We start from the raw sequence: 22,283 nt of genomic DNA on the forward strand, positions 1-22,283 counted from the left end.
GACCTTACAGAAACACTCGAGTTTGTTGACGATATCGACAGAACAATCTCAGTCGACCTTACAGAAACCATTGAATTCGTAGACAACGTAGAGAGAACACTCACAGTTGACCTTACAGAAACACTCGAGTTTGTTGATGACATTAACAGAAACATCCCAGTCACATTAACCGAAACACTCGAGTTTGTTGACGATATCGACAGAACATTCACAGTAGACCTTACAGAAACACTCGAGTTTGTTGACGATATCGACAGAACATTCACAGTCAACCTTACAGAAACAATCGAGTTTGTAGACAACGTAGAGAGAACACTAATTGCATCAATTTCACTTGTAGAAACTTTGAGCTTAATTGATAATGTTGATACAGAACATGATGCAACAACTACACTAATTGAAACTCTTACATTTACAGCAAGTGCTACTGGATTAGCAAATCTAGGTATTGATCAAATCTTAATTGAAGATGACCAACCAGCTGTAGCTATCACTGATGATAATAAAGAATTAGTAATTACATCTACAGATATTGCACTTGAGACAATTGAATTAGTTAATGCCGATGATGTAGTAATGAACTATACTCTAGTTCAAACTGGAAATACCGTTACAATTGATAATGGTTGGACTGCATCATCTGATCTTGATGCAAGTGTAACATCCTTTGATGTAGAAGTTACAGTTGCTGATTCCACCGTAGTTACAGGACCTACTGGTTGGAACGGATTATTGAACTTACCAACATTAACTTCTGTGGCTCCTGCTGATACAAGCGATGTAACATATGATGATGTCACTTCTATTGAAATTGGTCTTTCTGCAGATGAACTAACATTTGATGAGCCAATTAGAATTGAGTTTAAGGGTGATGGTGGTGATAAGGGATTTGTGGCATTCTTCAAACGTGCAGGTGATTCTACTGTAACATTTATCGATAAGACTTGTGATGCTGATAATCTAGCTACTGTTGATGCACAACTTGGAACTTCAGATCAATGTAAAATTGATGATGGTACTGATCTAATCGTATGGACTACCCACTTTACATCATTTGGTGATGCAAGAAGTAGCAGATCTAGTAGCTCTGGTGATAGTGGTTCTAGTAGCTCTGGAGGTTCCGGTGGCGGTAGCGGCGGTGGCGGCGGTGGCGGCGCCAGCAGTGGATTTGCAGGAATCTTGGAGACTCCATTGTCAATTAATGAAGTATCATATGACAAATGTGACGAAAACATGGTAAGAATTCTTGTATCTAGCGATGCAGAGTTACCCCCAACTGTTACATTATACACTGCAAAACTTGGAACTGTACAAGCAACATTAGCTGAATCACAACCATTTGCTGAAAGTAACCAAATTACAAATATTGACAAATATGTCTATGAAGCACCTTTGGCAGAAGACGAATTGTTCTTTACTGTTAGAGTTACTGAAATAGGAACTGATGGTCAACAAAATACTGTACAAACAATAATTCATGCAGATGAATGTTCTGAGTCAATTACTGTTGTAGATGCTCCAACAGATGAACAAGAAATTACAATCGATAGACCAAGAATATTTGATACCAAATTCCAAATTGGTTCAGGTGAAAAACAAAAGAGTTCCATTGAATCTGTATTATATCTAGACAAGCAAGATCTTACTGTTTCAGCAATTGTTGATAGCAAATCATTACTAAAACGTGTTGAACTTAGAACAGTTCCATTAGGCGAATTAGATCAAAACTATATTGCAATGAGAATGAATGTTACTGCAATAGATGTATCTAATACATCATACATTGTTACAGCAACATTACCATCATACTTTATGGTTGAACCTGGTCTCAAATACTGGATTCATGTTCTTGATGACGAAGGCTATACTGTTGATTCTAGACCATATGAAATTGGAGTAAAACCAACTAAATTATCAAATGTTTCAGTAGAAATGGATGTTCCAACAGTAAAGGCAGCAGGATCTTCAATTACTTCAGAAGTCTATGTATTTACTAACAATGCACCAGCATACGGTAAAGTATCATTAATTGCTGATGGAAAAGTTGTATCAGAAAGAGCACAATTCTTTGATCTTGGCCAAACTAAGGTTACCTTTGATTGGAATGTTCCAGAGTCTGACTCATACTCTAGAAATGAATTACAAGGAAAAGTAGAATTGTATGATTCTAGTATCAGTACTTCATCAGCAGTAATTCATAGTCATCCAAAGACACTATCAATGCCAGCATCTGAATTGGCATCACTTGGATTAATTGAGATTGATGGACAATTGATTGCAGAGCCAGCATTATTGTATTCATCTAATTCTGATGATAACATGCAATTCCGTATCACGGATCCACAAGGCCAATGTGTTATTGGTGGAACCGATGATTGTACAATTAATGAAAGCACTAAGGATAATCGTGGAGGTCTAACTAGTATCATGTATGGTGATCAAGTTCTCAGAGTAAGATACAGTGGAGCAGAGAATGCACTAGAAAGATTCTCAATTACATCTATTGATCCAATTACCCAACCATGGACAGTCACATTAGAAACAACTGATGAAAGCATGTTACAAGAAGCACATGCAACATCTGAACCAATTGTCAAAGTGAAATACAGATATCACTCTGAAACAATAACTGTATTCTCAAATTAATTTTTTATGGATAAGAAATTGAATCTACAATAGTTGAATCTAAATCAGATATTTTGATTCTTTTTTGTTCCATACTATCTCGCATTCTAATTGTAACAGTATCATCTTCTAATGTTTGATGATCTACGGTAATTGCAAATGGAGATCCAATTTCGTCTAATCTTCTATATCTTCTACCAATGGCACCTGAATGATCCAAAAATGCATCACACTTTCTTTTAATTTGAAGATAAATCTCATCGGTTTTTTCTTTCAACCCATCTTTTTTTACTAAAGATAACATTCCTACATGAACTGGTGACAAGTATGGTTTTAGCGCTAAAACAATTCGCTCGTGCTCTTTGTCATCCTTCAAACTATGTTCTAAAATTGTGTACAAACTTCTATCAATCCCCATTGAAATTTCAAAAACATGTGGAAGTACTTTCTCATCATTATCCATCACTTCAAATTTCTCCTTACTTTTCTTAGCGTGACTAGACAAGTCATAATCTGATCTATAGTTACATGCAACCAATTCAAGCCAACCTATCGTAGTCTCAACCTCAAAATCAAAAGCAACTTCAGCATAGAATGCCTTTTCTTTATCACCTAATTTCCTAAACCTGCTTTTTTCAACATCAATTCCTGTTTTTTCATAAAACTCCATTAAAATTCCAAGATAGTATGCAACAAACTTGTTAGGAACAGTTCCAGATTCAATGGCCTCTTTGCAGGTCATTGAAATTGGGTTTCCATCTGTTTGGATTCGAATAACTGTATTTTCTATTTCAGAAAATCTATCCATTACATCTAATTTTCCTGGATTGCAAAAAACTTCAATTTCTGCCTGGTAAAATTCTCTTAATCGTAGTAAACTCTGTCTTGGCGCAATTTCATTTCTAAAACTTTTTCCTACTTGCGCAATTCCTAATGGCAATTTACCTCTCATAGTTTTAAACAATCTTGGAAAATCAACAAAGATTGATTGACATGTTTCTGGTCTAAGATATGCTTCTTCTTCTTCAGGACCAATTCCTACTTTAAACATCATATTGAAATTTTTAGTTTTATCAAAATCCCCTTTGCACTTTGGACATTTGATATTGTTTTGAGTAATTGCATTATCAAATTCTTCTAAATCTGCGCTTTCTGGTATTTCAATTTGAGCGATGTCTGCAATTGTCTTGTCTGCTCTGAATGTGGAATTACATTTTTTGCATTTTATGATAGGATCTGCAAAGTTACCCAAGTGTCCTGATGCTTCAAAGACTGATTTTGACATTATCTGCGAACCATCAATTTCTAACATTCCATCTCTTCTGATTAATTCTCTTCGCCATAATTCTAAGAACTTGTTTTTCAAACTAACACCAGATGGTCCATATTCCCAAAATCCTGCTTGAGCATCTGCATATACCTCACAACTTGGAAAATAAAATCCACGCTCAAGTGCAAGTTTCATTACTGCCTCATAATCCATCTTAATCTCTCCTAACATTCATTGAATAAATTTCTACGCAAAATCCTTTGCAATTCTAACATTCTCAAAGTCATCTCTCTCATCATCAATTGGAGTTTCTAAAATTATTGGGATTTTTTTCTTATTGGCAAACTTTACAACTGATGAAATTCCTTTTTCACCAATTCCTCCTAAACCTAAATGATAGTGTCTATCTAAATTACAACCCAACTCTCCTCTAGCATCATTAAGATGAAGAATTTTAAGATTCTTTAAACCAACATATTTGTCAAATTCCTCAAATGTTTCTTTAACATTTTTTTCTGTTCTTAGATCATATCCTGCAACAAATGCATGGCACGTGTCTAAGCATACACCAAATTTCTTTGATGGTTTTAGTTGTTTGAAAATTTCTCCTAGTTGTTTAAAATCAGATCCAACAGAGTTTTTTTGCCCAGCTGTATTTTCTAGTAAAATCATTACATCGTTTTTTGTTTTTCCTGCTTCAGTTAATCCTTTAACTAATCTTTCAATTCCTCCTTCTTCTCCAGTTCCTAAATGACTTCCGAGGTGAGTAACTAAATATGGAATTCCTAGTTGTGCACATCTTTCAACTTCGTTAATCAGAGTTTTAAGAGATTTTTCAAAACCATCTTTTTTTGGAGTTGCAAGATTTGGCAAGTATGGCATATGTGCACAAATTGCTAGTCTGTCAATCTTACTTTCCTTTAATTTTGATTTGAAATTATCAATATCTTTTGCAGTTAGAGGTTTTGCATGCCATCCTCTTGGATTGCGCGTGAAAATTTGAAAAGCAGTGCATTCTCTTTCAACTGCATTATCAACTGCCATGTCAATTGAACCTGAAATTGATACATGACAACCAACTTTCATACTCTAAATTTCTTAAAACATAATTTAAACCTCCATTGCCAGTTTAAAACCAGATTTTTATGTAAACTACGTAACTTACTAGTATGCTAGCATTAGGACAAGATGAAATTGCAAAATATCCCTTCTTAGCTGATGCGGGTCAATATCTTAAAGATAAAGGATTCACTCTTGAGCAGTTTGGCTCTGATCCGGATCTTAAGAATTTGATTGATAAAGCATATGATCGAATTCAGGTAGCAGCTGATGGTAAAATCTACAAATCCGATCTAATAGGAGATCAAGTTTCAAAAGAGGCTGCTTTACCCAGAGAAGTTTTCTCCTTTCTGTTGGCAATTGTCTTGCTAAAACTAAGTGGTATGCATACTTTGATCAAACGTTTTGCACTTGCAGAAGCAAGGCGTGCAGAAAAATATCTTGAAAAAGACTTGGCAAATATTTCAGATGAATCAAAAAAACAATTAGCAATACGAGTCATTAATGATCTTTTTTCAGTTCAAGTAGAAAAAATTGATGAGCACTTTGTAATACCAGTTTCCGATTATCTTAAACATTCAATTAATTTTCATGAAAGAGAATGGAAATTAATTAATCGACATGTAGAAGCTGGACAAGTGTTTTTAACTCCTCATGAAACAGTTAGATTAATTCGAAAAGAATTAGGAACTTACATCAATTCAAAAATTATTAATGCAAAAACTCCAACAATGATTCCAGGATTTGAGGATTCGGTTCAAAAACTTGTTTCATTATCAAAAAAATTCTCAACATTTACTGTAACTACTGGGGAATATCCACCTTGCATAAAACACGCAATTGAAGTTCTAGAAAAGGGAGAAAATCTACCACATTCAGGAAGGTTTATGCTTGCAACATTTTTGTTATCAAAAGGTCAATCTGTTGAACAAATTGCTCCGTTATTCAAAAATGCCCCTGATTATAATGAGCGTGTCACTTTGTATCAATTAAATCATTTAGCAGGTAGTTCTGGAAGTGCAACAAAATACTCTTGTCCTTCATGTGAGAAATTAAAAACACAAAGTTTGTGTTTTGCAATACCAGAATGTGACAACATCATAAGCCCATTACAATTTGGAAAGAAAAGAAAATGAATGAATCGGACATAAAATTTGTTGAAAGTTCATTCAAAAAATATTATTTTAATCATTTTGATTTGATTAAAGTTCCTGAGAGGACATCTGAAAGGGAATTTGGATATCAAAAATTTAATTCTGGAATGGTTAGACACATTTCCATTAAGGATGACAAAGAACTGCATCTTTTACTAATGCAAAATATTCCATCTGACGTCTACTGCTCTAATGCCTATTATACATTCCCCAATTTACCAATGAATGAAAAAGATTGGAAAGAAGCTGATCTGATTTTTGATATTGATGCAAAGGATCTTCAATTAGAATGTAGAAATGATCATACTGTTTCAATATGTAGTGACTGTAATAAAATTTCCAAAAACTTTCAACATTGTGATAAATGTAATTCATCAAAATTAGAAAAAAAATCCTTGCCATGCAAAACTTGTATCGATGCATCAAAAAGTGAAGCTAAAAAATTATCTAATATTCTTATTGAAGATTTCTTAATTCCAAAAGAAAACATTCAGATTTTTTTTTCTGGGAACGAGGGATTTCACGTATACGTTTACAATTCTCAATTTCAAGAAATTGGTTCACGAGAACGTTCAGAATTAGCTGATTATTTTATGCTTAATGGAGTTATTCCTGAAACATTTGGTATGAAAAAATTCAAGCCTAATCGTTCATCTTTTCCTGATTTTAATGAGAAAGGATGGAGAGGAAGATTTTCAAAAGAAGTGTTTGGAACAAAATCTAAACGCTCAAAAATCATCTCTGAATTATTAGCTAATGGTTATTCTACTTTTCAACAAACCATTGATAATGTTTCAGAAAAAATTGGTGTAAAAATTGATCCAAACGTTACCATGGATATTCATAGAATCTTCAGACTACCTGGCTCCATAAACAGTAAAAGTGGATTTACAAAAATTTTTTGCAAAGATTTGGCAAAATTTGATGCATATCAAGATGCTGTTTTTCTAAATGAAGAATCTGTTGAAGTCCTAGCTAATTGTCCTATTGAATTTAGACTAAAAAACAAAAAATTTGGCCCATTCAATAATGAAAAAGTAACTGTCCCAACTTATGCTGCTGTATACATGATTTGCAAAAAACTAGCAACCATTGCTTAATTTTGCTGGTAAGACATTAATTTACCAAATCACAAGAAAATTTGATTTTGTATAGCGCCTCTACTGACAAGCAAGCTCCACCTCCTGATGCTGGAAAATTCATTCGATTAGGAATTGTGGCTATAATTGGAATTGTGATCTTTGCTATTGTTGGCAATCAGGCAGTAATTTTATCAATGAATTTTACTGAATTTGGGGATCAATTCACTAAACCTCTCTATTACACACTTGTCTCAACAATTATCCTAGCTGCGGTTGCTTTAGTTAGGGTAAATGTTGCTGGACGATCTTCTATCTTTTGGTATGCAATTAACACCGCTATAGGATTCCTCTCAAGAGGTGGTCAACAAAATATCTCAAGCAGTATTCCAAGTTTTAGAGATTACAAACTTTCTGGTTCACAATTTGTAATTTGGCAGTTTACCAAAATTTTACTATTTGGTGCATTCTTTGCAAATATCATGTTTGGATTTGCTGCTATGGCATTCATTGATGGAAATACAATGGGAATTGAAAATGTTCCAAAATTGTTTACATTACCATTTGTAACTCCGGAAACTAATCCAAACTATGCATCTGAAAATGTTGTTCCAATGATTCCTGCTTTGATAGTTTTACTTCCACCAATTCTTGCTGCCATTGGATTACGATTAGTTTTGTATGTGGGAATCCATAGAATTATTGATGTCATTACTTCTTTCTTGAAAGATTCCAATGAAGGAAAACCACGTTATTTGAATTATGTTTCTACAATTGAAGGAATGATTGGTATCGGAGTTTTGTGGGCTGGATTTAACTTATTCTTTACAGATCAAATTGACTACAATACAAGATACCTAATTGGTGGAACTCTTGTAATTGGTTTTGCATTGATTGCATTTTCTGTTGTTGATAGAATTCGTGCACGTGTGTTAACACACATGTTCAAAAGAGATGTCTACATTCGTTTCTTGACAATTATAGCAATTGCAATAATTGTTGCAGGAGTTGTTTCTGTAAACAACAGTATTGCAGATGCAAAGAAAATTGAATTTCTAGGACCTTATACTGCACAACAAATTGGGGTTAATAGATATCTGGGTGAGCTAAATAATATTCAAGAAAATACACATGATGTACAACTTACTTCTGTCTCTCCTAACAATATCAATAATTATGTTAAACAAAATAGTGATGTTTTAGATGTAATCCGTGTATGGGATTGGGAGGCTGCATTTGCAAAGCTCAAGCCTGAAATCGGTTTAATCCCATATGTTGACTTTGAAGATAACGACATTTTACGTTTCAATAATACTCTGTATTGGACAGCATCCATGAAACCAATCCTACCAACATCTGTTAGCCTTGAAAACAGATGGTATAATGAGCATCTGGTATATACTCATGTGCCTGATGGCTTCTTAACTCTTGAAGCAACAGATGGTCAAATTGTAGATAGCTCTCAATTTTTCAAACAGAGGGAAATTTACTATGGTGAAGGAGGCTTATTTGAGCAAACATGGTCTGGATATCCAACCTCGCGTTCTGAAAGTGCAGAACTTGGTGGTGCATCATATTCAGGTCTAGGCGGTCTTGATGTATCTCCTCCATTAAGTTGGATCTTTGAACCAAACTTTTTGCTTTCATTCCCATCTGAATCAGTCCACATTATGAGATACAAAGATGTCAATGATCGAATGGAAATTCTTTATCCATACTTTTTGTATGATCTATTTGGCCAAGAATTAGATTCTCTTCCAGTAACTGATGGAACTAACTCCTACTGGCTAGTTCCTCTAATTATTGGATTTGATACTAGTGATGTTCCTTGGTCCGTAGGTAATCCGTATTTACGATTAGTTGGTTATGCCTTAATTGATTCTTACAACGGTGATATTCAGTTACTCAAAACTGGTGATGATTTCTTTACAGAAATGTTCTCTAGTCAGTATTCTGAGCAATTCCAACCAATGCCTGCATGGTTAGAGGAACAAATCAGATATCCAGTTGAATTGTTTAATTGGAAAACTGAAATGTATAATATTTACCACGTTACTAATGTTGAAACTTTCATTCAAGCAAATGAATTCTATGAAATCCCACGTGGCTTAGATACCTATTATGTAGAAGCAAAACCTCCAGGATTTGATCAAACAGAATTCTTAGGTTTGCTGTCTCTTGAATTGAGAGGCTCTCAAGGTAGAAACTTAGCAGGATATATGGTAGTTGAAAATGATCTTACAAATCTTGGAAATCTCCAATTCTATGAAGTTCCATTAAACTCTACTACAAAATTAATTGGTCCTACAGCTGTTAGAGAAGCATTAGATAGAGATCCTGAATTTGCTCAATTGAAAACATTACTGAGAAATCCAAGAATTGGAGATAATATTTTGTATCGTGTTGGTGATCATGACATTTACTTTATTCCAGTTTATACAGCTGGTGCAGGAGGAGTAGTTGCCCAATTAGGAACCATTGCTGCAGTTGGCGCTGCATTTAATGGCGAATACTTTGTTGGTCTTGGAGATACTCAAGAAGAAGCATTTGAAGCCTATCTCAAGAAAGTCTCAGGAGTAGCTCCAACTATTACTACACCTGATAGTGACTATGTAGAATTAGTTCGTGATGATAGGATTGACATTATCAAATCAGTATTTAGAGAAAATGATATCTCTATAGCTGAACCTACATCAATTCAAGTTCCAGTTTCATTTAACGAAGGACAAATGTTCTTCTTTACTGAAAAAGAACAAGAAGAAACTGAGGCATTCCTGGCTGCATTTATTGATGACTTTGTAAAACCACGAAGTGACAGAGTTTTCATGTGGCAAGATGAAAATAACCTCAACATTGGAACTGTATATGTAAAAGATGGAATTGCTGAAATGCATTACATTTCCATAGAGGTTGGAAGCTAATTGCTTCTAGTTGTAGACAATGGTTCTGTTTTTACTAAAAATTTAATTAATTTTTTGGATAAAAACCAAATTTCTTTTGAAAAAATGTCTCCAACTACAATAAATCTTAATTCCCTCTCAGAATTTGATTCATTCATTTTATCTGGAAGACGAAAAAATGAAAAAAAAACTAATGAAATTAATTCAAAAATTATTATGCATGCATTAGAAAATAATTCAAAACTACTGGGGATTTGTTATGGGGCTGAAATTCTTGCACTCACTTTGGGTGGAACAATCAAAAAATGTAATTCATTACAAAAAGGAGAGGAAACTGTATCAATATTTAAAGAAAATTCTATATCAAATAACTCACTAGATGTTTTTGAAAGTCATAGTTATGAAATATCAAAATTACCAAATTCATTATTACCTTTAGGTAAATCTAGTAATTGTCAATATGAAGTCATTCAACATCAAAATGGACTAATTTTTGGTACTCAATTCCATCCTGAAATGAGTACAGATGGTCAAGAATTGATTCAAAAATTTTGTTCTCTTTGATTGATTTTAATTACTGTTTGTTAGGATTAAATTCATGGAAGAAGAGAATCATGAACTATTACTACCTCTAGTTCAGGAGGAAAATATCTGTCTACCTTTACCAATCAATGTTGTTTCAAAATATTGGAACATAGAGCTTCCCATTGCTGAAGCTATTGAAACCTCTAAACGATATTCTGGATTTAATGGGAGTGTGCTGATTGAAGGAATAGAATCAGCTGAAAGGCATGGATTGAATTGTAAAATCTTACGTTCATCTTTACAAGAACTTAAAAAAATAATTGTTGCAGGAATTCCCCCTATTGTAATACTTCCAGGAATTCCTGAAATTACTCAACATGCATCCGTGATTACCGGCTTTGATGAAGAAGAAAAAACAATTTTCCATTATGTTCAACAAGGAACTACTGAAGGAGAACAACAAGAAGGTGCAATTCCTCAAGATGTATTTGACAAAGAATGGTCTCAAGAAGGAAGAATATTGATTGTATTGGCACCAAATGATATAATATCTCCAATATCTTTTGAAAACGAAAATAGTAATCAATCTAATCGACTTTGTTTTGATTCAGAAAGAAAGATGATTTTAAAGAATCAAGAAGAAGCCCTATCTCTATTAAAACAAGCAATTGTATTAGACAGTAAAAACTCAAATGCATTCTATCAATTGGGGGCATTGTTTAATGAACAAAATTCTACTGAATGTATCAAATATTATGAAGAATGTCTAAAAATCAATAGCAGATCATATCTATCTTATAATGGATTAGGTAATTTTCATCTAAAAACTAATCAATTTGAAAAAGCAACAGATTTCTATACTAAAGCAATTAAAATAGATTCAAAAAGATCTGCCAAAATTTACAAAAATCGTGCATATCTTCTTGACAAATTAGGAAAAAGTTCAGATGCAAAAACTGATCTACAAAATTATCTCAAATTTTTTCCAAAAGCTCCAGATCGTGGAGTAATTGAGCAAGCCATACGTGAATTGTAATGCGGAATACGGGATTTGAACCCGTGGCCTTCAGCTTGGGAAGCTGACGTCATACCAGACTAAACTAATTCCGCTAACTCAATTTTATTAATTATGATTAAATATCTTAATTGAGAACTTGTATTATGGATGCACGATGTCCTGAATGTGAAAAAGTTGCAATTTTAGATGATGCAATTACAAAAGTAAAATGCCCTCATTGTAATTTTGAAGCAGACTATGACTCCTATTTAGAAATCATGAAAGATCAGGCCGTTAACATGGCATCTGATTATATCCCTGATAGGCCTGGACTTTAATTACCAATAATTTCCTTTATCAGAACAATCCAAGTGAGCACCACAATTTGGACAGAACATATGACATGCTTGCATATCTACCATCTCTTTTTCACATCTAGGACATGTGATGCTTTCCTTCATGCCTATCATAATGAATTCTGATTTAAAAATAATGTCCAAAGGTTAATTAGTCGTTCAACTTTTTTTGGGAATACTTGGCAAACTTCAAGTTAACAATATCGGACATTAAAGGAAAATCTATTACAAAAGAACTCAAAGATAGCGATGCTAATCCATTATTAGGATTAGAATTGGGTAAGGAAGCTGATGCAACAATTGTTGGTTTAAGTGGAAAATTAAAACTCACTGGTGGTAGTGATAAGTCTGGAGTTCCAATGAGAAATGATATTCATGGTTCTGCTAGACAATATGTTCTATTATCAAAAGGAGTAGGATTACAGGATGCTGAAGCTGGCCAAAGAGTTAGAAAGTTAATGAGAGGTAATACAATTTCTGAAGAAATTTATCAAGTAAATTGTAAATTTGATGGTGAATTACCCGTAGATGAAGCTCCTGCTGAAGAAGCAGAAAACTCTGAAGAAAAATCTGATGAGAAAAAAGAATAACTTAACATATAACGATTCTACATTTTGACTAATGCATTGGAGAGAAACACTTCCTGATTGGTATGTAAAAAAATATGGTTATCAACCTTGTATCAATATTGGTACCGCAGGTCATGTTGATCACGGAAAAACTACTCTAATTCAAGCACTAACTGGTTCTTGGACAAGTGTTCACAGTCAAGAATTAAAACGTGGAATTACCATCAGAGTAGGTTATTCAGATGCTGCTTTTTACAAATGTAAAAAATGTGAAGAACCATTATGTTATTCAACTACTCCAAAATGCAATAACTGTGGTAAAGAAAGTGAATTATCTAGGGTTGTAAGTTTTGTAGATAGTCCCGGCCATGAAAGTTTAATGGCAAATATGCTTTCAGGTTCTGCATTAATGGATGGTGCACTCCTATTAGTTGCATCAAACGAAAAAGTTCCAAGACCTCAAACAAAAGAACATATTTTAGCACTTCAAACTTTAGGAATTCAACAAATTGTTATTGTTCAAAACAAAGTTGATCTATTAGATTACAAGGAAGCTGTTTCAAATTATCAAGATATTTCTAAATTTGTTAAAGGCACCCATGCCTCAAAGGCTCCAGTAATTCCTATTTCTGCTCAATCTGGACTAAACATTGATGCATTAATTGGTGCAATAGAGAATACAATCAAAACTCCGGAACGTGATGAGAAGAAAGAAACTGTAATGCATGTTTTACGTTCTTTTGATGTAAATAAACCAGGAACTAAACTTAAAGAAATCAAAGGTGGTGTAATTGGAGGAAGTTTAACACAAGGTGTTTTTAATGTTGGAGATGAAATTGAAATTAAACCAGGAATTCTAAACGAAAAAAAGAAATCTTATGAACCATTACAAACTGAAATTACTTCATTAGGAACTGCAGCAGGCATTGTAGACTCTGTAAAACCTGGAGGATTAGTTGCAATTGGTACAAAACTTGATCCTGCTATGACTAGAAGTGATTCCTTTATTGGCTCAGTTATTGGAAAACCAGGAACACTTCCTGAAAATTCTACTAGTCTTAAACTTGAAGTTAATCTATTTGATTCTGCAGTGGGTACTACTGAAGATATCAAAGTTCAACCTATCCAATCAGGAGAATTATTAAGACTTAACATAGGCACAGCTCCAGTTCTTGGAAAAGTTACAAAGGTAAAATCTAAAAATATTGAACTTGAACTACGAAGACCTGCATGCATCTTTAAAGGTGGAAATGTCGCAATTAGTAGAAGAATTACTGAAAGATGGCGTTTAATTGGTGCGGGTATAGTTGGTTGAAGTTATTTGTGATACTAGTTTTCTGATTCATTTATCAACACATAGAATTATCAATATAGATAATATTGAAATGGATATTGGTCAAATCACTTTTCTGGTACCTAATGTTGTAATTGAAGAATTAAAAAATTTAGAAAAAAATCCATCAAAAAAATTTGAAATTTCACAAACTATGAAATATATTAAAAATTTTAAAACTATTGAAATTAATGGAACTTTTGCTGATAAAGAAATAATTAATTATGTAAAAAAAAATAATATGATTGTTGCAACAATGGATAGAGAATTAAAAAACAAAATTAAATTATTTGGTAATTCAATTATTTCATTTTCTAAAAATAAAATTATTTTAGAATCTTAGAAAAATTTAACTTTAAGTAGAAACAATAGAAATTATGTCACCTTTAATTTTAGAAACAAGTTCTTTTGAGAATGAAGGTGTCATTCCAAGAAAATTTGGATATAAGGAAGGAAATTTTAGTCCTGCTTTAAAATTTCAGAATATTCCTGAAGGAACAAAATCTTTGGTGTTAATAATGGATGATCCTGATGCTATGGGTGCTGTTGGAAAAGTTTGGGTACATTGGGTTGTTTGGAATATACACCCAAATGATGAATTTCAAGAGAATTCAATTCCTTCTCATTGTTTAGAAGGAAAAACTGATTTTGGTGATAATGGATATGGTGGTCCTGCTCCCCCAGATAAAGAGCATACGTACCTTTTCAAACTTTATGCATTAAGTTCTGAAATTGATGCTAAAATAGATTCATCAAAAAATGAAATTGAAGAATTAATGAAGGATAAAATTCTTGAAACAGCAATTCTAAAAGGAAGATTTGCACCATAACAAGTATTATGTAAAAAGAATAATAACCTACAACTTTAACCTCGAGTATTGAATTCCTCCAAACTTCTCTCCATAGGAAATTATGATTTACGTTTACACCATCTATTAATTATTGGAATTCTGGTATTGTCATTTACAATCTCTTTTTTATTACGTTCTCAGCCAATTGAACATGGTTTTGAATTAAACGAGTTTGATCCCTTTTTCAATTACAGAGCAACTCAATATATTGTTGATAATGGAATTGATGCATATTTTAATTGGAATGATGATCTTAGTTGGTATCCTCATGGAAGAAATATTTCTGCATCATCTCAAATTTTATTACATCTAACAGCTGCATCTACTTATTCTATTTTTGGTGGTAATTCATCTTTGTATGATTTTACAATAATGTTTCCAGTAATTTTTGGCTCACTTACATCCATAGCAATTTTTGCTCTTGTTAGGGTTATCGGTGGAACTACTGCAGGCCTAATTTCTGCAATGTTATTTTCAGTTTCCCTACCTATATTGATTAGAAGTCCAATTGGATGGTTTAAGTCAGAACCACTTGGATTGTTTTTTTCAATTTTAGCTGTTTATCTTCTTTTGAGTGGATTAAATTCTAAAAATAAGAAAGTTGCATTTTCAAAACTATTGTCTGCAGGAATCCTGACAACGTTTTCAATTTCTGCTTGGGGCGGAAATCAATTTTTCATCATTCCTATTGGAATATTTTTTATTGTTCTTCCATTTATGAGAAAAGATCACAAATTCCTAATTTGGGCAGTTCCTACATTTTCATTTACTACTCTTTTGGTTTCATTAGGATTTGAACGTGGAATAATAGATGCGTCATCATTTGGAGGTATCTTCTTACTTGTAACAACATCATTTTTAATTATTTGTACATTAATCCAAAATTTTAGCTCTAAAAATAAAACAAGAAATGCTTTGTTATTCTTAATTGCATTTTTAATTGTTGGAAGTAGCATTTTTGTTCTAAATTCTTCATTAGATCTTTTACCCAAACCTAGTCATAGGTATCTAAACGCTATAAATCCATTTTTAACAACTACAGATCCCTTAGTTGATTCTGTTTCAGAACATGCAACTACAACTTTGGCACAATCATTCATGTTTAATTCTGTATTGATAATATTTGGTGGGATTGGTGTATGGTTGCTCATTAAAAATCTACATAATCCTAATCAAAATTTTATTTCTAATGATATGTTGTCTTTTACATTAATTTTTGGACTTGTAGGAATTTATGTTAGTTCTACTTTTCTTAGATTGGAACTTTTTGCATCTATTTCAGTAATTATATTGTCCTCATTAGGAATTTCATTTCTAATACAACAATTTTTTGGAACAAATCAGAAACATAAATCAGATATTAAAAAACCAATAAAATTTATTTTTGCTGGGGGAATAATCTTTCTCTTAACTGTTCCATTAGTTTATCCTCCTAATTCAAATGCAATAGCGCTAACACAATCACCTCCTACAATTCTGAATGGTGGTACCGTTTCTCCTATGGTAACAAATGATTGGCATGAAACCCTACTTTGGATTAAAAGCAATACTAACAAAAATGCGGTTGTTGCATCATGGTGGGATTATGGGTATTGGATTCAAACTTTAGGTGAAAGAGCTACACTGGCAGATAACTCAACATTGAATACAAAGATCATCCAAAATATCGCAAAAATGTTACTTAGTTCACCTGATGATGCATGGAACTCACTTAATACTATGCAAGCTGATTATGTCGTAATTTTTGTTTCAGCTAGTCAACTTAATCTCGAGTCTACACAACTTTACACACTAGGTGGAGGTGGCGATGAATCTAAAAAACAATGGTTTATGAGAATAGGCGGTTTTGATGAAACTAAATTTGTATATTCAGACGGTCTTAGCGGAACTAATCTATTTTGGGAACAAACTTTACTAGGAAAAATGATTCCATATTCAATTTTAGGTTATGTTCATCCAAATAATCTTGGACAACAATCCGAATCTTATGTGCCTGGCTTTGTGGGAATTTATGAAAAAGATGTCAAACTTGATTCAGATGACGAGCCATTGAAACTTGTTCATGCATCACCTGGATTTTATAAAGATGAACCTGGACACAAATTGGTTGTCTTGGTTTATGAAATCAACAAAAATTATACTCCAACAAAATAATTTACTAAGAATATCGATCTGCTAGTCTATATCTCATGTATTTGTCATCTGGAGAAAATTTTGCTGGATGTGCTGAAATAGTTTGATCATCACATTTTGAACACGACATTTTGAGCGTGTATTGATTGCATTTGGAACATTTCCTTAATTGAAATTTCAAATTAATCTTCTCTTGTTTTCTTTGATTCTTCTCTAGTAAAACTAAATGTTCCTTTTTTCTTTTCTATGATGGATTGAATTTCTGCAATTATGGGTTTAAGCGATTTCTCTGCAGATTTAAAATCTTCAGAAGTAATTGATAATCTGTATTTTGGTGCTCCTAGATAAGTAATATCAATAGTAGAATCTTTTGTTGCATCCAATAATGTTTTCTTAATTATTTCAACTCCATCTGATTTACTATTTGTAATTTCCATAATTCCCCGAATTTCTACTGATGGTAATTTTATTTTAGAACAAATTTCTTCAATTACAGTAGCAGTTTTCTTTGGAATTTTGAGTTCTTTTACAGAATCAATTCCATTTCTTCCAATTTCAAGAAATGCATCATAAACAGAATCATATTTAGAGTATAATCCGTCTTCTAGTTTTTCAATGTCTGAATCACTGAGTTTTGCTTTTTCTTTAAGGTTTTGCAGTAGGGTTTTTCCTTTTTCAAATTTTTTTACTTCTTTGAGTTTTTGTTTTTTCTGATCATTTGAAACTTGTTTTAAAGATAAATCAATGTCTCCTCTGTCTGGATTGACTTTTTTTACAAGGAGAACTTTTTTCTCTCCATCTTTTACAAATTTGTTAACTGAACGAATCCACCCTGGAGCAATCTCTGAAATATGTAAAAATCCTTGAACATCATCATATTCATCTAATGTGACATATGCTCCATGATCCATCACTTTGGAAACAGTTGCAAGAACAATTTCTCCTTGTTCTGGCATTTCTTGAATTTCAGTAGACATTTCTTCTAAAACTCCTATCTGTGTAAATTAATGTTGCTGGCTAGAAATCAATTCCTTTTTTTGCTTTGATTCCTTTCTGAAAAGGATGTTTAATTTCCTTCATTTCTGTGACTAGATCAGCAATTTCAATAATCTCCTCCTTGGCATAATTGCCTGTGAGTACAAGATCTACAAATTTAGGCTTGTTTTTTATCAAATTTATCACATCTTTAACATCAATCAAGCCTAGATTAACTGCATAATTGATTTCATCTAAAATTACAATATCATATTTTTCAGATTGAATTTTTTCATTGCTAATTTTTATGGCTTCTTTTGCTATTTTTTCATGATCTTCTTTTGGACTTTTATCATCAATTATTCCAACAAATCCTTTTCCAACTGCAACCATCTCAAAATTTGGTTCTAGTTTTTTTGATGAATCCATTTCTCCATAATGCCATGAACCTTTGATAAATTGTATCATGCAAATCTTCTCTTCATAACCAGATGCACGTAATGCTAAACCTAATGCTGCAGTTGTTTTTCCTTTACCCTTTCCAGTGTAAATAATAGTTAGGCCATTAACCATAATACTCTCTTCATTTCTCTTACTAAAAACATTCAGTATTCTTCAAATACATCAATTTAAATAAAAAAATCATGGTTATCATGCAAATTGAAAATACCTAGGATTGTTATTGCAGGTGCAACAAGTGGTGTAGGAAAAACATCTATTACGTGCTCAATAATTTACGCACTAAAGAAAAAAGGATTTTCTGTTCAACCGTTCAAGGTGGGCCCTGATTATATTGATCCAAGTTATCTATCCAGTATCTCAATCAACGATGCTTTCAATTTAGACGTCTGGTTAATGGGAAAAAATAATCTACTATCCAGTTTCATTTCAAATTCTAAATCAAATGTATCTGTAATTGAAGGTGTAATGGGATATTATGATGGATTTGGTGGGGATTCAAACTATGCAAGTACTCATCATGTATCATCAATTACAAAATCACCTACTATCTTGATACTTGATGCAAGTAAAACTGCTCGTTCAATTGCTGCGACAGCAATCGGATTTCAGAAGTTTCACCGAAATTCCAGAATATCAGGCATAATTCTCAACAAAATAGGTAGTAAAAAACATGAAAATCTCTGCAGAGAGGCTTTACAAATGACAAAACTACCAATATTAGGAGTTATTCCAAAAGATCCATCTCTAAGTTTAGAATCCCGACATCTTGGATTGTACTCTACATTAGAAAAGAAAACTCTATACAAAAAAATTGAACGTATTTCAAAAATTATTTCAAAAAATATTGATATCAATAAAATTATTAAAATCTCAAAAAATACTTCTGATTTTTTTACAAAACCAAATCATATTAATAAAAAACCAAAAATTACTATTGGAGTAGCTCTAGACACATCATTTAATTTCTATTATCAGGATAATCTCAAAGCACTTCAAAGAGAAGGAGCTAAATTGAAATTTTTTAGTCCCGTAAATGATAAAAAAATTCCAATATGTGATGGTTTGTACATTGGAGGTGGATTTCCAGAAATTTTAGGTTCTAAATTAGCAAAAAATCAAACTATGAAAAAACTTGTTAAAAAACTAGCAGAAGATAATCTTCCTATTTATGCTGAATGTGGAGGACTGATGTATTTGACAAAATCTATTTCTTCTGAAAATAGAAATTACAAAATGGTAGGTTTGTTTGATGCTGAAACCATAATGACCAAAAAAATGAAATTAAATTATACTAAAGGAAAAATCACAAAATCAATCATTTCAAATAATTCACATAATCTCCAAGGACATGAGTTTCATTATTCTAAACTAGATTCGGTTTCTTCAGATTCAAAATTTGCATTTGAATTAGAAATTGGAGATGGCATTAAAAATCATAAAGATGGATTGATTGTAAATAATTGTCTTGCATCATATGGTCATCTCTATTTTGATAGTTCAAACTATGCTGAAATTTTTGTTAAAAATTGTATGAAATATTCAAGAAGTTGATTCTGCTCTAATTAGCTTGAATATTGCATTAATTATTGCTGAAGCTGATGAACTTCCTCCTTTTCGGCCAAAATTTGTAATAAATGGTGCTTCTTCTAATTTTGAGAGTTCTTCTTTAGATTCTGCTGCACAAATGAAGCCCACAGGAATACCTATGATTAATGCAGGCTTGACAATTCCCTCTTTCACCATCTTTATGACTTCTTGCAAGGCTGTAGGTGCATTGCCTATGGCTACAATTCCCCCATCGATTTCTGATTTTGCTGCTCTCATAGATACCTGAGACCTTGTTTTTCCTTCTTTTTTTGCCAATTCCATAATTTCAGGCTTGGAAATATTGCAAATAATCTCATTTCCAAAATCTTTTGGATTTTGTTTGTTTAAACCTCCAATTACTCCATTAACATCTACAACAATACTGCATCCATTTTTCAAAGCATTCATTCCACTTTCAATAGCATCTTTGTGGAAAATTATTTTATTTTTATCAGCAAAATCAAAATCTGCTGTAGAATGAATAATTCTTCGAACTATTGGCCATTCTTTTTCATTATATGGATGTGAACCAATTTCATCTTCAATCATTTGCATACTTGCATCTTCAATAGATTGGCCTTTCTTAGTTTGCATTTTCAACCTCTCTGGCTCTTTCAATAACTAAGTTAATTATATTTTCATCAGTTCCAATATGTTTTGTAACGAATGTGTCTTTCAAGTTTGAATCTTTAAGTGCTGGAATCAAATTAGTGTTGATATCAGTTTTTACATGTGCACCCTCATGTAAGAAATAAAATACGATTATTAGCACTTTAGGTTCATCCTTTTCACATTTTTTAATTCCTTCAAAAATATCTGGTTGCTCAATCTCTAACCAGCATCTGCTAACATTTCTATATTCATTTACTAATCCATTTAAGATATAGTCTAATGACATTTGTGCATTAGGATCTTTACTACCATGACCAATAATCAGTACATCAACATCTTTTTTATCTAATTGTATATTATTTTCTTTCATTGTACTTGAAATTCTATTTTCAACAATATCTACCAAAGTTTTATGCATACTCATTGGTTTTGTAACTAAAAATTTCACATCTGTATCTTTTTGTAATTTCATTACATCTGTAACTGCAATTTTCACTTTTTTTCCTGGATACAAAAAATATGGGACTATTGTTAATGAATCAATATTTTGCTTGAGACATTTTGAAATTCCATCTTCAATAAATGGTGGTTCTACTTCTAAAAAGCAATAATCTGTAAAAATATAATTGCCTCTAGCCTTGATTTCCGCACAAATTGTCTCTAATTCTTCAGATGCCTCTCTTTGTCTACTTCCTCTGTCAATAAGTAATAGTCCACGCTTCAATTCTGTATTCTCGCTATAGCTATAGTCAAATTTGGAGGGAATTTCTGCTTTTCTACGATTAATTTCCCATTAGACACTAGAATTGCTGCAGCTTCTGAAACACTGGCAGTTCCTTCAAAGGCTTTTACTGTATCAGAAGGATTTGGGGCTGTAATTTTTGACAATTCTTCTCTTTCAATATATTGAACTGGAATATTGATCTCTTTTCCAGCATCAATTAATCCTTGAACATCTTGAGGTTTTTTAATTGAAACCAATTTTGCAATCGATTTAGAACTTAGTCTAAATTTTTTTAAACAAATTTCTATACCTTCCAATATTGTTTCTTTAGATGTATCCCAATGCAAACCAATTCCAATAACTAAACTTGGTGGTCTGTAGATGACCGATTCTCTTGAAATTTCATCTCCAATAATTTTATCTGAAATAATCAAATTTGCCTTTGATTTTGATTTTTCTAATTCTTCCATAGTTGAATAAAGAGTGACATTTTTTGGCAATTCCTTATACCATTCTTTATCTCCCACTTCTTGAAAAACACCTATTGGTTCACCATTTACCATATGTGCACTAATTCTCGTTACTACTGAATCATCATCAATCTTCCATCCAAAATTTCTTCCAACTAAATCTACTGCAATTGTTTTGTTTACATCTGCAGCAGTAGTGATAACGGCCTGTGCTCGTAATTTTCCAGCAATCTCTTGTGTTAGTTCATTTGCACCACCAATATGTCCAGATAATACACTAATTACAAAATTTGTTTTATCGTCAATTACAATTATTGCAGGATCTGTTTTCTTGTCTTTAAGATGTGGAGCAATTAATCGTATTACTGCACCTAGAGAAAATAAGCAGATTAGACCATCGCTGCTCTTGAATAATTCTACAATTTTTTCAGATGTAGGCTCAGAATACCATGTAATTGATGAATTTTCATTAGCAAATTTTTCCGGTGCAAATATTTCCCATTTGGGAAAAAATTCTTTTAATTTCTGCCCAATATTTATTCCATTTTTTGTAATAGCAAGAACGGATATTTTTTCCATATCAAAACCCTTGTTATTTTAAT

Annotated in this window: 22 protein-coding genes and 1 tRNA gene; 13 read left to right on the forward strand and 10 right to left on the reverse strand. The window is 32.5% G+C overall.

The window, feature by feature from the left end:
• Positions 1-2,646 (forward strand): hypothetical protein (locus Q0941_RS03065; RefSeq protein WP_299291252.1); only part of this gene is annotated, 2,646 nt, incomplete at its 5' end.
• Between the two features lie 4 nt (positions 2,647-2,650).
• Here the strand turns inward: Q0941_RS03065 and Q0941_RS03070 are convergent.
• On the reverse strand, positions 2,651-4,108 hold the full coding sequence (locus tag Q0941_RS03070) for a glycine--tRNA ligase (RefSeq protein WP_299291254.1): 1,458 nt from the start codon (positions 4,106-4,108) through the stop codon (positions 2,651-2,653).
• A gap of 33 nt (positions 4,109-4,141) precedes the next feature.
• Complete coding sequence (locus tag Q0941_RS03075) at positions 4,142-4,981, reverse strand: deoxyribonuclease IV (protein ID WP_299291255.1); 840 nt, start codon at positions 4,979-4,981, stop codon at positions 4,142-4,144.
• An 83-nt stretch (positions 4,982-5,064) separates the two neighbouring features.
• Here Q0941_RS03075 and Q0941_RS03080 point away from each other — a divergent pair, with 83 nt between their 5' ends.
• From Q0941_RS03080 to Q0941_RS03100, 5 genes are read left to right on the forward strand one after another with little or no spacing between them, the layout of a single operon-like run.
• Positions 5,065-6,090: a DNA primase gene (locus Q0941_RS03080; protein ID WP_299291257.1), complete on the forward strand. Its 1,026-nt coding sequence runs from the start codon at positions 5,065-5,067 to the stop codon at positions 6,088-6,090.
• Positions 6,087-7,208 carry a DNA primase small subunit domain-containing protein gene (locus Q0941_RS03085; protein ID WP_299291259.1) on the forward strand — a complete coding sequence of 374 codons (1,122 nt, stop codon included), beginning with the start codon at positions 6,087-6,089 and terminating at the stop codon, positions 7,206-7,208. Before Q0941_RS03080 ends, Q0941_RS03085 begins: the two co-directional genes overlap by 4 nt.
• Before the next feature lie 47 nt (positions 7,209-7,255).
• On the forward strand, positions 7,256-10,108 hold the full coding sequence (locus tag Q0941_RS03090) for a UPF0182 family protein (RefSeq protein ID WP_299291261.1): 2,853 nt from the start codon (positions 7,256-7,258) through the stop codon (positions 10,106-10,108).
• Complete coding sequence (locus Q0941_RS03095; protein WP_299291263.1) at positions 10,109-10,651, forward strand: type 1 glutamine amidotransferase; 543 nt, start codon at positions 10,109-10,111, stop codon at positions 10,649-10,651.
• 34 nt (positions 10,652-10,685) lie between these two features.
• Positions 10,686-11,648 (forward strand): hypothetical protein, encoded by a 963-nt coding sequence (locus Q0941_RS03100; protein WP_299291265.1) that lies wholly within the window; start codon positions 10,686-10,688, stop codon positions 11,646-11,648.
• On the opposite strand, the gene Q0941_RS03105 is transcribed toward Q0941_RS03100, so the two are convergent.
• Positions 11,649-11,722, reverse strand: a tRNA-Gly gene (locus Q0941_RS03105).
• Between the two features lie 51 nt (positions 11,723-11,773).
• On the opposite strand from Q0941_RS03105, the gene Q0941_RS03110 reads away from it, so the two are divergent.
• Positions 11,774-11,947 carry a zinc-domain-containing protein gene (locus Q0941_RS03110; RefSeq protein ID WP_299291267.1) on the forward strand — a complete coding sequence of 58 codons (174 nt, stop codon included), beginning with the start codon at positions 11,774-11,776 and terminating at the stop codon, positions 11,945-11,947.
• Here Q0941_RS03110 and Q0941_RS03115 read toward each other — a convergent pair whose 3' ends face one another.
• Positions 11,948-12,070, reverse strand: a complete 123-nt coding sequence (locus tag Q0941_RS03115; RefSeq protein ID WP_299291269.1) for a hypothetical protein — start codon at positions 12,068-12,070, stop codon at positions 11,948-11,950.
• A gap of 74 nt (positions 12,071-12,144) precedes the next feature.
• On the opposite strand from Q0941_RS03115, the gene Q0941_RS03120 reads away from it, so the two are divergent.
• The 5 genes from Q0941_RS03120 to Q0941_RS03140 are packed head-to-tail and all read left to right on the forward strand — an operon-like array spanning position 12,145 to position 16,872.
• Positions 12,145-12,555 (forward strand): S6e family ribosomal protein, encoded by a 411-nt coding sequence (locus Q0941_RS03120; protein ID WP_299291271.1) that lies wholly within the window; start codon positions 12,145-12,147, stop codon positions 12,553-12,555.
• Between the two features lie 31 nt (positions 12,556-12,586).
• The gene (locus Q0941_RS03125; protein ID WP_299291273.1) at positions 12,587-13,849 is read left to right on the forward strand and encodes a translation initiation factor IF-2 subunit gamma; all 1,263 of its coding nucleotides are present in this window, start codon (positions 12,587-12,589) and stop codon (positions 13,847-13,849) included.
• Entirely contained in the window at positions 13,842-14,210 is a 369-nt protein-coding gene (locus tag Q0941_RS03130; protein ID WP_299291275.1) for a twitching motility protein PilT, read from the forward strand. The genes Q0941_RS03125 and Q0941_RS03130 overlap by 8 nt, the downstream gene beginning before the upstream one ends.
• Before the next feature lie 34 nt (positions 14,211-14,244).
• Positions 14,245-14,697, forward strand: coding sequence for a YbhB/YbcL family Raf kinase inhibitor-like protein (locus Q0941_RS03135; protein WP_299291277.1), 453 nt, complete (start codon positions 14,245-14,247; stop codon positions 14,695-14,697).
• 48 nt (positions 14,698-14,745) lie between these two features.
• Complete coding sequence (locus tag Q0941_RS03140) at positions 14,746-16,872, forward strand: STT3 domain-containing protein (RefSeq protein ID WP_299291280.1); 2,127 nt, start codon at positions 14,746-14,748, stop codon at positions 16,870-16,872.
• 4 nt (positions 16,873-16,876) lie between these two features.
• On the opposite strand, the gene Q0941_RS03145 is transcribed toward Q0941_RS03140, so the two are convergent.
• The 3 genes from Q0941_RS03145 to cobO are packed head-to-tail and all read right to left on the reverse strand — an operon-like array spanning position 16,877 to position 18,435.
• On the reverse strand, positions 16,877-17,032 hold the full coding sequence (locus tag Q0941_RS03145) for an RNA-protein complex protein Nop10 (RefSeq protein WP_299291282.1): 156 nt from the start codon (positions 17,030-17,032) through the stop codon (positions 16,877-16,879).
• A gap of 1 nt (position 17,033) precedes the next feature.
• Positions 17,034-17,828, reverse strand: coding sequence for a translation initiation factor IF-2 subunit alpha (locus tag Q0941_RS03150; protein ID WP_299291284.1), 795 nt, complete (start codon positions 17,826-17,828; stop codon positions 17,034-17,036).
• 40 nt (positions 17,829-17,868) lie between these two features.
• Positions 17,869-18,435: a cob(I)yrinic acid a,c-diamide adenosyltransferase gene (gene cobO / locus Q0941_RS03155; protein WP_299291335.1), complete on the reverse strand. Its 567-nt coding sequence runs from the start codon at positions 18,433-18,435 to the stop codon at positions 17,869-17,871.
• A 51-nt stretch (positions 18,436-18,486) separates the two neighbouring features.
• Here cobO and Q0941_RS03160 point away from each other — a divergent pair, with 51 nt between their 5' ends.
• The gene (locus tag Q0941_RS03160) at positions 18,487-19,839 is read left to right on the forward strand and encodes a cobyrinate a,c-diamide synthase (RefSeq protein ID WP_299291286.1); all 1,353 of its coding nucleotides are present in this window, start codon (positions 18,487-18,489) and stop codon (positions 19,837-19,839) included.
• Here Q0941_RS03160 and Q0941_RS03165 read toward each other — a convergent pair.
• From Q0941_RS03165 to Q0941_RS03175, 3 genes are read right to left on the reverse strand one after another with little or no spacing between them, the layout of a single operon-like run.
• Positions 19,828-20,469: a precorrin-8X methylmutase gene (locus Q0941_RS03165; RefSeq protein ID WP_299291288.1), complete on the reverse strand. Its 642-nt coding sequence runs from the start codon at positions 20,467-20,469 to the stop codon at positions 19,828-19,830. The two genes, Q0941_RS03160 and Q0941_RS03165, sit on opposite strands and share 12 nt — an antisense overlap.
• A complete protein-coding gene (locus tag Q0941_RS03170) occupies positions 20,459-21,211 on the reverse strand; it encodes a sirohydrochlorin chelatase (protein WP_299291290.1) in 753 nt (250 codons plus the stop codon). Before Q0941_RS03170 ends, Q0941_RS03165 begins: the two co-directional genes overlap by 11 nt.
• Positions 21,208-22,260: a cobalamin biosynthesis protein gene (locus Q0941_RS03175; protein WP_299291292.1), complete on the reverse strand. Its 1,053-nt coding sequence runs from the start codon at positions 22,258-22,260 to the stop codon at positions 21,208-21,210. Before Q0941_RS03175 ends, Q0941_RS03170 begins: the two co-directional genes overlap by 4 nt.
• Positions 22,261-22,283: the final 23 nt, after the last annotated feature.

Source organism: Candidatus Nitrosopumilus sp., assembly GCF_028278985.1.
In the GTDB taxonomy this organism is placed as follows: Archaea; Thermoproteota; Nitrososphaeria; order Nitrososphaerales; family Nitrosopumilaceae; genus Nitrosopumilus.

What these genes read in the sequence shown, in the direction of transcription:
- Q0941_RS03070 (WP_299291254.1), bottom strand. Translation starts at nt 4,108, where the DNA reads ATGGATTATGAGGCAGTAATGAAACTTGCACTTGAGCGTGGATTTTAT.
- Q0941_RS03075 (WP_299291255.1), bottom strand. Translation starts at nt 4,981, where the DNA reads ATGAAAGTTGGTTGTCATGTATCAATTTCAGGTTCAATTGACATGGCA.
- Q0941_RS03080 (WP_299291257.1), top strand. Translation starts at nt 5,065, where the DNA reads ATGCTAGCATTAGGACAAGATGAAATTGCAAAATATCCCTTCTTAGCT.
- Q0941_RS03085 (WP_299291259.1), top strand. Translation starts at nt 6,087, where the DNA reads ATGAATGAATCGGACATAAAATTTGTTGAAAGTTCATTCAAAAAATAT.
- Q0941_RS03100 (WP_299291265.1), top strand. Translation starts at nt 10,686, where the DNA reads ATGGAAGAAGAGAATCATGAACTATTACTACCTCTAGTTCAGGAGGAA.
- Q0941_RS03110 (WP_299291267.1), top strand. Translation starts at nt 11,774, where the DNA reads ATGGATGCACGATGTCCTGAATGTGAAAAAGTTGCAATTTTAGATGAT.
- Q0941_RS03115 (WP_299291269.1), bottom strand. Translation starts at nt 12,070, where the DNA reads ATGAAGGAAAGCATCACATGTCCTAGATGTGAAAAAGAGATGGTAGAT.
- Q0941_RS03125 (WP_299291273.1), top strand. Translation starts at nt 12,587, where the DNA reads ATGCATTGGAGAGAAACACTTCCTGATTGGTATGTAAAAAAATATGGT.
- Q0941_RS03135 (WP_299291277.1), top strand. Translation starts at nt 14,245, where the DNA reads ATGTCACCTTTAATTTTAGAAACAAGTTCTTTTGAGAATGAAGGTGTC.
- Q0941_RS03150 (WP_299291284.1), bottom strand. Translation starts at nt 17,828, where the DNA reads ATGTCTACTGAAATTCAAGAAATGCCAGAACAAGGAGAAATTGTTCTT.
- Q0941_RS03165 (WP_299291288.1), bottom strand. Translation starts at nt 20,469, where the DNA reads ATGCAAACTAAGAAAGGCCAATCTATTGAAGATGCAAGTATGCAAATG.
- Q0941_RS03175 (WP_299291292.1), bottom strand. Translation starts at nt 22,260, where the DNA reads ATGGAAAAAATATCCGTTCTTGCTATTACAAAAAATGGAATAAATATT.